At 67.7% G+C, this 11,792-nt stretch carries 10 protein-coding genes; 4 read left to right on the top strand and 6 right to left on the bottom strand.

All coding sequences use genetic code 11. The features are described from left to right. Nucleotides 1-114: 114 nt before the first annotated feature. The 3 genes from GA0115233_RS38100 to GA0115233_RS38090 form a co-directional block, all read right to left on the bottom strand. Nucleotides 115-1,377 carry an MFS transporter gene (locus GA0115233_RS38100; protein WP_093725100.1) on the bottom strand — a complete coding sequence of 421 codons (1,263 nt, stop codon included), beginning with the start codon at nt 1,375-1,377 and terminating at the stop codon, nt 115-117. Nucleotides 1,378-1,468: 91 nt separating this feature from the next. Then, complete coding sequence (locus GA0115233_RS38095; RefSeq protein ID WP_093725098.1) at nt 1,469-2,551, bottom strand: inositol-3-phosphate synthase; 1,083 nt, start codon at nt 2,549-2,551, stop codon at nt 1,469-1,471. A gap of 43 nt (nt 2,552-2,594) precedes the next feature. After that, nucleotides 2,595-3,278 (bottom strand): PadR family transcriptional regulator, encoded by a 684-nt coding sequence (locus tag GA0115233_RS38090; RefSeq protein WP_093725096.1) that lies wholly within the window; start codon nt 3,276-3,278, stop codon nt 2,595-2,597. Between the two features lie 355 nt (nt 3,279-3,633). Between GA0115233_RS38090 and GA0115233_RS38085 the strand changes: the two genes are divergently transcribed. Both GA0115233_RS38085 and GA0115233_RS38080 read left to right on the top strand, forming a co-directional pair. After that, nucleotides 3,634-6,312 carry a transglycosylase domain-containing protein gene (locus GA0115233_RS38085; RefSeq protein WP_093725094.1) on the top strand — a complete coding sequence of 893 codons (2,679 nt, stop codon included), beginning with the start codon at nt 3,634-3,636 and terminating at the stop codon, nt 6,310-6,312. A 92-nt stretch (nt 6,313-6,404) separates the two neighbouring features. Continuing rightward, nucleotides 6,405-7,904 carry a glycosyltransferase family 87 protein gene (locus GA0115233_RS38080; protein WP_176712090.1) on the top strand — a complete coding sequence of 500 codons (1,500 nt, stop codon included), beginning with the start codon at nt 6,405-6,407 and terminating at the stop codon, nt 7,902-7,904. 158 nt (nt 7,905-8,062) lie between these two features. On the opposite strand, the gene GA0115233_RS38075 is transcribed toward GA0115233_RS38080, so the two are convergent. From GA0115233_RS38075 to GA0115233_RS38065, 3 genes are all read right to left on the bottom strand, one after another. Continuing rightward, nucleotides 8,063-9,094 (bottom strand): alanine racemase, encoded by a 1,032-nt coding sequence (locus tag GA0115233_RS38075; RefSeq protein WP_093725092.1) that lies wholly within the window; start codon nt 9,092-9,094, stop codon nt 8,063-8,065. 74 nt (nt 9,095-9,168) lie between these two features. After that, nucleotides 9,169-10,290, bottom strand: a complete 1,122-nt coding sequence (gene femX / locus GA0115233_RS38070) for a peptidoglycan bridge formation glycyltransferase FemX (RefSeq protein WP_093725090.1) — start codon at nt 10,288-10,290, stop codon at nt 9,169-9,171. 179 nt (nt 10,291-10,469) lie between these two features. Next, complete coding sequence (locus GA0115233_RS38065; protein ID WP_093725089.1) at nt 10,470-10,784, bottom strand: hypothetical protein; 315 nt, start codon at nt 10,782-10,784, stop codon at nt 10,470-10,472. A gap of 265 nt (nt 10,785-11,049) precedes the next feature. Between GA0115233_RS38065 and rpsF the strand changes: the two genes are divergently transcribed. Both rpsF and GA0115233_RS38055 read left to right on the top strand, forming a co-directional pair. Further along, on the top strand, nt 11,050-11,340 hold the full coding sequence (gene rpsF / locus GA0115233_RS38060; protein ID WP_003956532.1) for a 30S ribosomal protein S6: 291 nt from the start codon (nt 11,050-11,052) through the stop codon (nt 11,338-11,340). A gap of 75 nt (nt 11,341-11,415) precedes the next feature. Then, a partial coding sequence (locus GA0115233_RS38055) for a single-stranded DNA-binding protein (protein WP_141689632.1) occupies nt 11,416-11,792 on the top strand: 377 nt, incomplete at its 3' end.

Genomic DNA, 11,792 nt, shown 5'->3' with positions numbered 1-11,792 from the left:
CGTCTAGAACATAGGTGCGTGACGCAAATGCTGCGCGGATAAGACCCGCGTAAACTATCGGCCTCCACTGACAACTCTGTAGGCCCGTAGGGCTCTGTGGCATTGATGTGACACTTACTGGCGGGCAAAACGCCCCATAGTCGTAGCTACTGCTGCGTAGATCACGGCGGTTGTTACGACCAGGGGAACCGACCGGCCGTCAGGCGGCAGCATCAGAGCGGCCACTGCGGCGGCGCCGACGAACGCCACGTTGAACAGCACGTCGTACACCGAGAAGATCCGGCCACGGAAGTCATCGTCGACCGAGGCCTGCACGATGGTGTCCGTGGAGATCTTGGCGCCCTGGGTGGTCAGGCCCAGGACGAACGCTCCCGCGAGCAAGGGAGCGGTGGCGAAGGGCAGACCGAGTGCGGGGGTCAGGATCGCCGCCGCTCCCGCGCAGACCGTGATCCAGCCACCCGGCCCCAACCGCCCTGCCGCCCATGGGGTCATGACGGCAGCCGAGAAGAAGCCGGCACCGGAGACGGCCAGCGCCAGCCCCAGCAGAGCGAGTCCCTCGTCGGTGGTCGACGTCAGGGCGTACCGGCACAGCATCAGCAGCATGACCAGCATGGCGCCGTAGCAGAAGCGCATGAGCGACATCGCCGTGAGCGCCATCGCGGCATCTCTGCGCGGCGGCGCGGCAAGGTGCCGTACGCCTGCCACCAGATCGCGCACGGTGCCGGTGAGCGCGGTGGCCAGCCGGGGATTCACCAACGCGCGGTCCGGCCCCAGCAGTTCCTTCGCGATGCGCAGCGACGCCAGGGCCGCACCCCCATACAGGGCGGCGCCCACGACCACCACGGCGGCATCGGAGTCGGCGATGACCAGGCGTACGACGAAGGCGAGTCCGCCGCCTGCGGTCGCGGCGAGCGTTCCCGCGGTCGGGGCCAGGGAGTTCGCGACGACCAGCCGTTCGGCATCGACCACGCGCGGCAGGGCGGCGGACAGTCCGGCGAGGACGAAACGGTTGACGGCGGTGACGCACAGGGCGGAGACGTAGAACAGCCAGTCAGGGGTGGGGCTGAGGATCAGTACGGCCGTCGCGCAGGCGAGCAGGGCGCGCAGCAGACTGCCGTACAGGAAGACCTGACGGCGCTCCCAGCGGTCCAGCAGGACTCCGGCGAACGGGCCGACGAGGGAGTACGGCAGGAGCAGGACCGCCATCGCGGAGGCGATCGCGGCGGCCGAGGTCTGTTTCTCGGGGGAGAAGACGACGTACGTGGCGAGCGCGACCTGGTAGACACCGTCGGCGCCCTGGGAGAGGAGCCGAAGTACGAGCAGACGCCTGAAGTTGACGAAGCGCAGCAGCACGCGCAGGTCGCGGGCGACGGACATGGGGCCCAGCCTCACATACGGGAAGGTCCCCGGGCCGTATGACCCGGGGACCCTTCTCGGCTCTGGCAGGAGCAGAACTAGCCGAGGCGCGTCAGCGCTCGACCTCACCCTTGATGAACTTCTCGACGTTCTCGCGGGCCTCGTCGTCGAAGTACTGGACCGGCGGGGACTTCATGAAGTAGCTGGACGCGGAGAGGATCGGACCACCGATGCCGCGGTCCTTGGCGATCTTCGCGGCGCGCAGGGCGTCGATGATGACGCCGGCGGAGTTCGGGGAGTCCCAGACCTCCAGCTTGTACTCCAGGTTCAGCGGGACGTCACCGAACGCGCGGCCCTCAAGGCGGACGTAGGCCCACTTGCGGTCGTCGAGCCAGGCCACGTAGTCGGACGGGCCGATGTGGACGTTCTTCTCGCCGAGCTCACGGTCGGGGATCTGCGAGGTGACGGCCTGCGTCTTGGAGATCTTCTTGGACTCCAGGCGCTCACGCTCAAGCATGTTCTTGAAGTCCATGTTGCCGCCGACGTTCAGCTGCATCGTGCGGTCCAGGATGACGCCCCGGTCCTCGAACAGCTTCGCCATGACGCGGTGCGTGATGGTGGCGCCGACCTGCGACTTGATGTCGTCACCGACGATCGGCACGCCCGCCTCGGTGAACTTGTCCGCCCACTCCTTGGTGCCGGCGATGAAGACCGGAAGGGCGTTAACGAAGGCGACCTTGGCGTCGATGGCGCACTGGGCGTAGTACTTCGCCGCGTCCTCGGAACCCACGGGCAGGTAGCAGACGAGCACGTCGACCTGCTTGTCCTTCAGGACCTGGACCACGTCGACCGGGGCCTCGGCGGACTCCTCGATGGTCTCGCGGTAGTACTTGCCGAGACCGTCGAGGGTGTGGCCGCGCTGGACGGTGACGCCCGTGGAGGGCACGTCGCAGATCTTGATGGTGTTGTTCTCGGAGGCGCCGATGGCGTCCGCGAGGTCGAGTCCGACCTTCTTCGCGTCCACGTCGAACGCGGCGACGAACTCCACGTCACGGACGTGGTACTCGCCGAACTGCACGTGCATCAGGCCCGGGACCTTGGACGCCGGGTCGGCGTCCTTGTAGTACTCGACGCCCTGCACCAGCGACGCGGCGCAGTTGCCCACGCCAACGATGGCTACGCGAACCGAACCCATTCCGGTTGCTCCCTGTGTGTACGAGTGAGGCCCAGGTGGGCTCTCACGTGGCGGTGTCGTCGGGCGTATCCGTTCCGGGTTCGTCCCCGGGACGGGGCAGGCCGCCCGTCGCTCCAGTTGTGGTGTCCTGCTGAGCGGCCCCCCCGGGGGTGGACCCCTTGAGGTCCCTCCCGGCCCGCTCACTCTCGATGAGCTCGTTCAGCCAGCGCACTTCGCGCTCCACGGACTCCATCCCGTGGCGCTGGAGCTCAAGTGTGTAGTCGTCGAGGCGCTCCCTGGTGCGTGCCAGTGAGGCGCGCATCTTCTCCAGCCGCTCCTCCAAGCGGCTGCGGCGGCCCTCCAGCACGCGCATGCGGACATCGCGCGAGGTCTGCCCGAAGAAGGCGAACCGGGCGGCGAAGTGCTCGTCCTCATACACGTCGGGACCGGTCTGCGAGAGCAGCTCCTCGAAGTGCTCCTTACCTTCCGCCGTCAACCGGTAGACGATCTTGGCACGGCGGCCGGCGAGGGACGCTGCGAGGGCGTCCTCAGGTGCGTTCCCCGGCTCTTCGATCAACCAGCCGTTGGCGACCAGCGTCTTGAGGCAGGGATAGAGCGTGCCGTAGCTGAACGCCCGGAACACACCCAGTGATGTATTGAGTCGTTTGCGCAGCTCGTAGCCGTGCATTGGAGACTCGCGGAGCAGACCGAGGACGGCGAACTCAAGGATCCCGGAACGTCGGCTCATCCCCTCGCCTCCTCGCCTTATCTCGCGCTGATGTATCGACTCGATACATCACGACGATAGAACGGCCTTCCGTGTGCGACAAGAGGGAGGATCGTGAACGGGATCACATCACTGATTCACGGGATGCGAGTTGCCTGATTTGGGGTGAACTTCAGGACTCGGCGGGTTTTGACGGTGCGTAGTCTGTGCGCCATGCAATCCACCGGGAACCAAGTGACGTGTGGGGGCGTCGTCGTCCCCGGTGCAGTACGGGTGAATGCGGAACGGTCCGCATCCGTACTTCGGGGGGACCGGAAACCTGCCGCCGTTTCCAGGCGCGTCACACGGATGCGCCTGCCCGAGGAGTAGTCGTTCGATGAGCGAGCACCGTCGCAAACCGCCGCAGCCGCAGGGAGGCGGACGTGCCGCTGCCCGACGCGGCCAGTCCGGCGCGTCCTCCGGCCGCAGAGCGGCTCCGCGCGGGTCCCTGTCCGACTCGTACGGGACCGGCTCCCACGCGTCGGAGTCGTACGGCCAGGGAGGGCGCGCCGAAGCCCGGCGCGCCACCCAGCGGAACGGAGGCGGCCGCCGCAGAGCGCCCGAGCCGGGCCGGGGCCGTGGCCCGAGCGGTCCCGGCCGGGGCCGCGGACGGGCCGCCGTGTCCGCCAAGAAGCGGTTCATTGACTATCCGCGCGCGGGACGGGAGGGCCCGTCGCGCTGGGTGCCGTCGTGGAAGCTGGTGTCCGGCCTCTTCCTCAGCTTCATGGGCAGCCTGGTGGCCATCGCGGGCATCGCCTACGCGATGGTCGGCGTCCCGAACGTCGCGGACACCGCGGAGGCGCAGAACAACGTCTTCTACTGGTCCGACGGCTCCGTGATGGTCGCCACGGGTGGCGAGATCAACCGCCAGATCGTGAACCTGGACCAGATCCCGGAGGACATGCGCAACGCGGTGATCTCCCAGGAGAACAAGACGTTCTACGAGGACAGCGGCATCGACCCCAAGGGCATCGCGCGCGCCGTGTTCAACATGGCGCGCGGCGGCCAGACCCAGGGCGGTTCGACCATCACCCAGCAGTTCGTCAAGAACGCGATGCTGGAGGACCAGTCGCAGACCCTCACCCGCAAGTTCCAGGAGATCTTCGTCTCGGTCAAGGTGGGCGCCAAGTTCTCCAAGGACCAGATCATGGCGGGGTACCTGAACTCCGCCTACTACGGCCGCGGTGCCTACGGCATCCAGGCCGCCTCGCGGGCCTACTTCAACAAGGACGCGATCGACCTCGACACCGGGCAGTGCGCCTTCCTCGCCGCGATGCTCAAGGGCGCCACCTACTACGACCCGGCGGGCGCGAGGTCCATCGACGAGACGGCGACCCCCGAGGCCAACACCCGGCGGGCCAAGATCCAGATGCAGGACACGCTGGACAAGATGGTGGAGTACGGCCACCTCAGCGCAGAGAAGCGGAACAAGTACCGGGACCTGCCCAAGACCCAGAACCCCCGCTCCAACACCGCCCTGGGCGGTCAGGTCGGTTACCTCGTCGACCTCGCCAAGGCGTACGTCATCAACAACACGAACATCTCCGCCGAGGATCTCCAGCAGGGCGGCTACTCGATCTACACGACCTTCGACAAGAAGAAGGTCAAGGCGCTCGAAGCCGCCGTGAAGAAGGTCGAGAAGGCGAACATCGATCCCAAGAAGCGCCCGGACACGGACACCCACGTCCAGTTCGGCGGGGCTTCGGTGGACCCGGCGACGGGTGCCATCAAGGCGATCTACGGTGGCTCGGACGCGACCAAGCACTTCACCAACAACGCCGATGTCACCGGCGCCCAGGTCGGTTCGACGTTCAAGCCGTTCGTGCTCGCGGCCGCCATGAAGTGGGGCGTCCGGGATCCCGACAGCGAGCCGACGCAGGCACAGGACGAGCGGACCAAGGTGTCGCCGAAGAGCCTGTACAGCGGCAAGCACAACCTCAAGATCTTGAACTACGACAAGACCGTCTGGCAGGACGACAAGGGCAAGGAGTGGCTCCAGGCCAACGACGGCAACCAGTCGCTCGGAGACCCGCCGAAGTACATGGTCGACCTGCGCACCGCGATGCAGTTCTCGGCGAACTCCGCCTTCGTGCAGCTCGGCATGGATGTCGGCCTGGACAAGGTGAAGGAGGCTGCCGTCGACGCGGGCCTGCTGGAGAGCAGCCTGACCGGCACCACCTTCCCGTCCTTCTCGATCGGTATCTCCGAGCCCAGCGCGATCCGGATGGCGGGCTCCTACGCCACCTTCGCCGCGAGCGGCAAGCAGCGTGAGCCGTACTCCGTCAAGGAGGTCAAGAGCAAGGACGGCACGGTCTACACCCACGAGGTGGAGACGGAGCAGGCGTTCACCGCGCAGGTGGCCGACAACGTCACGGACGTGCTGAAGACCGTGGTCGAGAAGGGTACGGGTACCAACGCCCAGCTGACCGGACGTGAGGTGGCCGGCAAGACCGGTACGACCGACGGCAACAAGTCGGCCTGGTTCGTCGGGTACACCCCGCAGCTGTCGACCGCGATCAGCATGTTCCGGTACCCGGACGACGAGAAGGTCAAGAACCGCAAGTTCCTTGAGATGTACGGCACGGGTGACCAGGAGTCGATCCACGGCGCCTCGTTCCCGGCCGAGATCTGGCACGACTACATGGAGAAGGCGCTCAAGGGACAGCCGGCGAAGGCCTTCCCGGAGCCCGAGCCCATCGGCGAGGTCATCAACGAGGAGCCGTCCCCGACGCCGACTCCCACGGAGACCGAGACCGAGGAGCCGACCCCGACGCCGACTCCCACGCCCAGCAGGACGCCCGGCAACCCGAAGCCCACGCAGTCCCAGCCGGAGTGCGGATTCTTCGGCTGCGACGACGACGAGACCGTCGGCGGCAACGACAACGGTGGTACGGACGGAGGCGTGACCTCCTCGCCGACGGCCACAGCCACCGATGGCGATGACAGCGGCGGCAACGGCAACGGAAACGGCAACGGAGGGTTCTTCGGAGGCGGAGGAGGCGACTTCTCCGACTAGCCGGGGCGTTTCACGTGAAACACGGGCCGCCGCACCTGCCGGGTGCGGCGGCCCTCGGCGTGTTCCCAGACTTGTACGGCAGGATGTGCCCCATGCCCAGTGCAGAGACGACGCAATCGAGCGTGCACGAGCCGGACCCCGTGCGTCCGACCAAGGACGACGAGGTGGCACGCAGCGGCAGTGAGCTGATCGGCGGTCCGCTCGGACGGTTTGCCCTGGTGGGAACGTCGTGGTGGACGCCGGTACGGATCATCGTGCTCGTGGCGATCGGCATGTTCGCGCTCGGCCTGGTCCAGAAGGCCCCCTGCTACAACGGGGGCTGGTTCTACGGTGCCGGCTCGCAGTACACGCACGCCTGCTACTCCGACATCCCGCACCTGTATCAGGGGCGCGGCTTCGCCGACGATCTCGTGCCGTACTTCGACCGGCTCCCCGGCGACATGGAGTACCTGGAGTACCCGGTGCTCACCGGTGTCTTCATGGAGGTCGCCTCCTGGCTCACCCCGGACGGCGGCAGCGCCCAGAGTCAGGGACAGTGGTACTGGTTCGTGAACGCGGGGATGCTGATGGTCTGCGCGGCCGTCATCGCCGTCTGTGTGACCCGCACGCACGCCCGGCGCCCCTGGGACGGACTGCTGGTCGCGCTGGCACCGGCGTTCGCCCTGACCGCCACCATCAACTGGGACCTGCTGGCGGTCGCTCTGACGGCCGCCGCGATGCTGATGTGGTCCCGGGGCCGCCCCCTGGCCTTCGGTGTCCTCCTGGGGCTCGCCACGGCCGCCAAGCTCTACCCCGTCGTGCTGCTGGGCGCCCTGCTCGTGCTGTGCTGGCGGGCGGGCAAGTGGCGGGACTTCGGCAGGGCCCTGGGCGGTACGGCGGCCGCCTGGGTGGTCGTGAACGGCCCGGTGATGGTGCCCGCCTTCGACGGCTGGTCGAAGTTCTACCGGTTCAGCAAGGAACGGGGCGTGGACTTCGGTTCCTTCTGGCTGATCATGGCGCAGAACTCCAGTGACCCGCTCAGCACCGACACGGTCAACACCCTGGGCACGCTGCTGATGCTGCTGTGCTGCGTCGGTGTCGCCGCGCTCACGCTGACCGCTCCGCGCCGGCCGCGCTTCGCCCAGCTCGCGTTCCTGCTCGTCGCGGCGTTCATCCTCACCAACAAGGTCTACTCGCCGCAGTACGTGCTCTGGCTGATCCCGCTGGCGGCGCTGGCCCGGCCCAAGTGGCGCGACTTCCTGATCTGGCAGGCGTGCGAGGTGATGTACTTCCTCGGTATCTGGATGTACCTCGCGTACACGACCAGCGGGGACGCCCACAAGGGGCTGCCGACCGACGGCTACCACTGGGCGATCGGTGTGCATCTGCTCGGCACGCTCTACCTGTGCGCCATGGTCGTCCGCGACATCCTCCTGCCCGAGCGCGACCCGGTGCGCAAGGCGGGCGACGACGATCCCTCGGGCGGTGTGCTCGACCAGGCGCCGGACGTCTTCGTGCTCGGCGCCGGGGCGTATCCGCCCAGGGACGCGGTCCCCTTCGAGAGCCCGCAGGTGGAGTGGGGTGCCCCGGGAGCGGACGGGCGTTCGCTCTGAGCGAACGGCTCCCCGGAGCCACGCAAACGGAAAGGCCGTGCGCGGGAAAACCCGTGCACGGCCTTTGTGTTGCCCAGGGGCAGTCGGGTCAGTGGTCGACTGTGTTGCCCGGGCGCAGTCGGCCCAGTGGTCGACTGTGTTGCCCGGGCGCAGTCGGCTCAGCGGTCGACGAGACGGTCGAACTGCGTGGTGGTGTGGCGCAGATGGGCCACCAGCTCGTCCCCGACCTTCGGTTCCGGCGCGTCGGACGGGACGAACAGGATCGAGACCTGCATGTGCGGCGGCTCCGCGAACCAGCGCTGCTTGCCGCCCCAGACGAACGGAGAAAGGTTCCGGTTGACGGTGGCGAGACCGGCGCGGGCGACGCCCTTGGCGCGCGGCATGACGCCGTGCAGGGCCTTCGGGGCCTCCAGACCCACACCGTGCGACGTTCCGCCCGCAACGACGACCAGGAAGCCGTCCGAGGCCGCCTTCTGCTGCCGGTAGCCGAACCGGTCGCCCTTGGCGACGCGCGTGACGTCCAGGACGGCGCCGCGGTACTCGGTGGCCTCGTGGTCGCCCAGCCACAGCCGGGTGCCGATCCGGGCGCGGAACCGGGTCTGTGGGAACTGCTGCTGCAGACGGGCGAGTTCCTCGGCCTTGAGGTGGCTGACGAACATGGTGTGCAGCGGCAGCCGGGCCGCGCGCAGCCGGTCCATCCAGCCGATGACCTCCTCGACGGCGTCCGAGCCGTCGGTGCGGTCCAGCGGCAGGTGGATGGCGAAGCCCTCCAGGCGGACGTTCTCTATGGCGGCGTGCAGCTGCGGCAGGTCCTGCTCGCTCACGCCGTGCCGCTTCATCGAGGACATCACCTCGATGACCACCCGGGCACCCACGAGGCCGTACACGCCGTCGACCGAGGACACCGAGCGGATGACCCGGTCGGGCAGCGGCACCGGCTCCTCACCGCGCCGGTACGGCGTCAGTACCAGCAGGTCGCCGCTGAACCAGTCCTTGATGCGCGCGGCCTCGTACGTGGTGCCCACGGCGAGGATGTCCGAGCCGAGGCGGGTGGCCTCCTCCGCCAGCCGCTCGTGCCCGAAGCCGTAGCCGTTGCCCTTGCAGACCGGGACCAGGCCCGGGAACTGCTCCTGCACGTGCTTGTGGTGCGCCCGCCAGCGCGCGGTGTCGACGTAGAGCGTGAGCGCCATGGCCGGACCTGGAACCTTTCTGGTGGCTGCGGTGTATCAGAGGTATGGAAGCTATCGAAGCAAATGCCCGGGGCTCAGCGGCGCGACATGTAGATGTCGAGCGCCTTGTGGAGCAGCTTGTTCAGCGGGAAGTCCCACTCGCCGAGGTACTCGGCGGCCTGGCCGCCGGTGCCCACCTTGAACTGGATCAGACCGAAGAGGTGGTCGGACTCGTCCAGCGAGTCGGAGATGCCGCGCAGGTCGTAGACGGTCGCGCCGAGCGCGTAGGCGTCGCGCAGCATCCGCCACTGCATCGCGTTCGAGGGCCGGACCTCGCGGCCGATGTTGTCGGAGGCGCCGTAGGAGTACCAGACGTGTCCGCCGACGATCAGCATCGTCGCCGCCGACAGGTTCACCCCGTTGTGCCGGGCGAAGTACAGCCGCATGCGGTTGGGGTCCTCGGTGTTGAGGGCCGTCCACATGCGCTGGAAGTAGGCCAGCGGGCGGGGCCGGAAGTGGTCGCGCACGGCCGTGATCTCGTACAGCCGCTGCCACTCCTCCAAGTCGTGGTAGCCGCCCTGGACGACCTCGACCCCGGCCTTCTCGGCCTTCTTGATGTTGCGGCGCCACAGCTGGTTGAAGTTCTTGTGGACCTCTTCCAGCGAGCGGTTGGCGAGCGGCACCTGGAAGACATAGCGGGGCTGGACGTCGCCGAAGCCGGCGCCGCCGTCCTCACCCTGCTGCCAGCCCATACGACGGAGCTTGTCGGCGACCTCGAAGGCGCGAGGCTCGATGAAGTCGGCCTCGATGTCGCGCAGCCGCTTCACATCGGGGTTCTGGATGCCCGCCTTGATGGAGCCGGCCTCCCAGCGCCGGATGATCACCGGCGGGCCCATCTTCACGGAGAAGGCGCCCTGCTGCTTCAGGTGCGCGAGCATCGGTTCCAGCCAGTCCGTCAGATTTGGCGCGAACCAGTTGATGACCGGGCCCTCGGGCAGATAGGCGAGGTAGCGCTTGATCTTGGGGAGCTGCCGGTAGAGGACCAGGCCCGCGCCGACCATCTCGCCGGTACGGTCGTCGAACCACCCGAGGTTCTCGGAGCGCCACTCCGCCTTGACATCGGCCCAGGCCGGGACCTGCATGTGGCTCGCCGCCGGCAGGCTCTGGATGTACGCCAGATGCTGCTCGCGACTGATCGTCCTCAGGGTCAGGCTCATTCGGGGCGCTCCTCGGGCTGGTGTGTCCCCACGGGATCAGGGGCTCCGGCTCTAGCCCGGAAGCCTACTGCGCCCCGCAAGCGGCCCGATCGGGCGTACGGTACCGGCGCCCCGGCCTGTGGGCCGCCGGGGCGCTGTCGGAAGGTGTCACAGGGAGCCGCGGACGGTCTCCCCTGGTGTCAGCCGACGACCCCGCCGAAGAGACCGCCGTGCGCCATCCCCAGGAAGAAGCCGAACGCCGAGGCACCCAGACCCAGGATCAGACCGAAGCGCTCCCGCGTGGTCTCCGAGATCCACTGGCCGTAGGCGCCGGTGAGGATGCCCACCAGGCCGGTCCAGGAGCTGACCAGATGCAGGTCGTCGAACATCGCCGTGACGAAGGCCGTGATGCCCATGACCAGGGTCACCGCGAGCAGCGTGTCCTGGATGGGGTGGGGCTTTCCGTCCGTGGCGAAGAGGCCTCCGGCGGTGTTGGGTCGCATTGCCTGTGCCATGTGGCACCTCCTGCGGAAGACGGCGCATCGTAGCGCCATACACACCCGATGTATCCAGATTGTCGGCTCTCACGGCCGGATTTCAACCGGAAGCGGGTGTGCAGGTACTCTGTACTGTCTGCACCGGTGTCTGCCCACACCAAGACGAGGGGTTCCCGAGAGGGGACCCCGATTGTCAGTGGTGGCCGATACCGTTGCGTACGCATCACAACCCTCCTGCCACGGAACGACCGTGGCCGCTGAGTCCAAAGGAGGTGGGTTCCACATGCGTCACTACGAGGTGATGGTCATCCTCGACCCCGATCTGGAGGAGCGCGCTGTCGCCCCCCTGATCGAGAACTTCCTCTCCGTCGTCCGTGAGGGCAACGGCAAGGTGGAGAAGGTCGACACCTGGGGCCGTCGTCGTCTCGCGTACGAGATCAAGAAGAAGCCCGAGGGCATCTACTCGGTCATCGACCTGCAGGCCGAGCCTGCGGTCGTCAAGGAGCTCGACCGCCAGATGAACCTGAACGAGTCGGTCCTCCGGACCAAGGTCCTCCGCCCCGAGACCCACTGAGCTCTCCCGCTCAGCTGATCTCGGGATTCGAGTAGCAGCAAGCAGCCAGCAGCAAACCCGCCGAGAGGTTCCCCCATGGCAGGCGAGACCGTCATCACGGTCGTCGGCAATCTTGTCGACGACCCCGAGCTGCGCTTCACCCCGTCCGGTGCGGCGGTCGCGAAGTTCCGCGTCGCGTCCACCCCTCGCACCTTCGACCGTCAGACCAATGAGTGGAAGGACGGCGAGAGCCTGTTCCTGACCTGCTCGGTCTGGCGTCAGGCGGCGGAGAACGTCGCCGAGTCGCTCCAGCGAGGCATGCGCGTCATCGTGCAGGGCCGGCTGAAGCAGCGGTCCTACGAGGACCGTGAGGGCGTCAAGCGCACGGTCTACGAGCTGGACGTCGAGGAAGTCGGCGCCAGCCTGCGCAATGCCACGGCGAAGGTCACCAAGACCTCCGGCCGCGGCGGCCA

The organism is Streptomyces sp. DI166 (assembly GCF_900091315.1).
Taxonomy (GTDB): Bacteria; Actinomycetota; Actinomycetes; order Streptomycetales; family Streptomycetaceae; genus Streptomyces; species Streptomyces fuscus.
The sequence above is the reverse complement of the archived record's forward strand: the minus strand, read 5'-3'. Positions and strand labels throughout refer to the sequence as shown.

What these genes read in the sequence shown, in the direction of transcription:
- GA0115233_RS38100 (WP_093725100.1), bottom strand. Translation starts at nt 1,377, where the DNA reads ATGTCCGTCGCCCGCGACCTGCGCGTGCTGCTGCGCTTCGTCAACTTC.
- GA0115233_RS38095 (WP_093725098.1), bottom strand. Translation starts at nt 2,551, where the DNA reads ATGGGTTCGGTTCGCGTAGCCATCGTTGGCGTGGGCAACTGCGCCGCG.
- GA0115233_RS38090 (WP_093725096.1), bottom strand. Translation starts at nt 3,278, where the DNA reads ATGAGCCGACGTTCCGGGATCCTTGAGTTCGCCGTCCTCGGTCTGCTC.
- GA0115233_RS38085 (WP_093725094.1), top strand. Translation starts at nt 3,634, where the DNA reads ATGAGCGAGCACCGTCGCAAACCGCCGCAGCCGCAGGGAGGCGGACGT.
- GA0115233_RS38080 (WP_176712090.1), top strand. Translation starts at nt 6,405, where the DNA reads ATGCCCAGTGCAGAGACGACGCAATCGAGCGTGCACGAGCCGGACCCC.
- GA0115233_RS38075 (WP_093725092.1), bottom strand. Translation starts at nt 9,094, where the DNA reads ATGGCGCTCACGCTCTACGTCGACACCGCGCGCTGGCGGGCGCACCAC.
- femX (WP_093725090.1), bottom strand. Translation starts at nt 10,290, where the DNA reads ATGAGCCTGACCCTGAGGACGATCAGTCGCGAGCAGCATCTGGCGTAC.
- GA0115233_RS38065 (WP_093725089.1), bottom strand. Translation starts at nt 10,784, where the DNA reads ATGGCACAGGCAATGCGACCCAACACCGCCGGAGGCCTCTTCGCCACG.
- rpsF (WP_003956532.1), top strand. Translation starts at nt 11,050, where the DNA reads ATGCGTCACTACGAGGTGATGGTCATCCTCGACCCCGATCTGGAGGAG.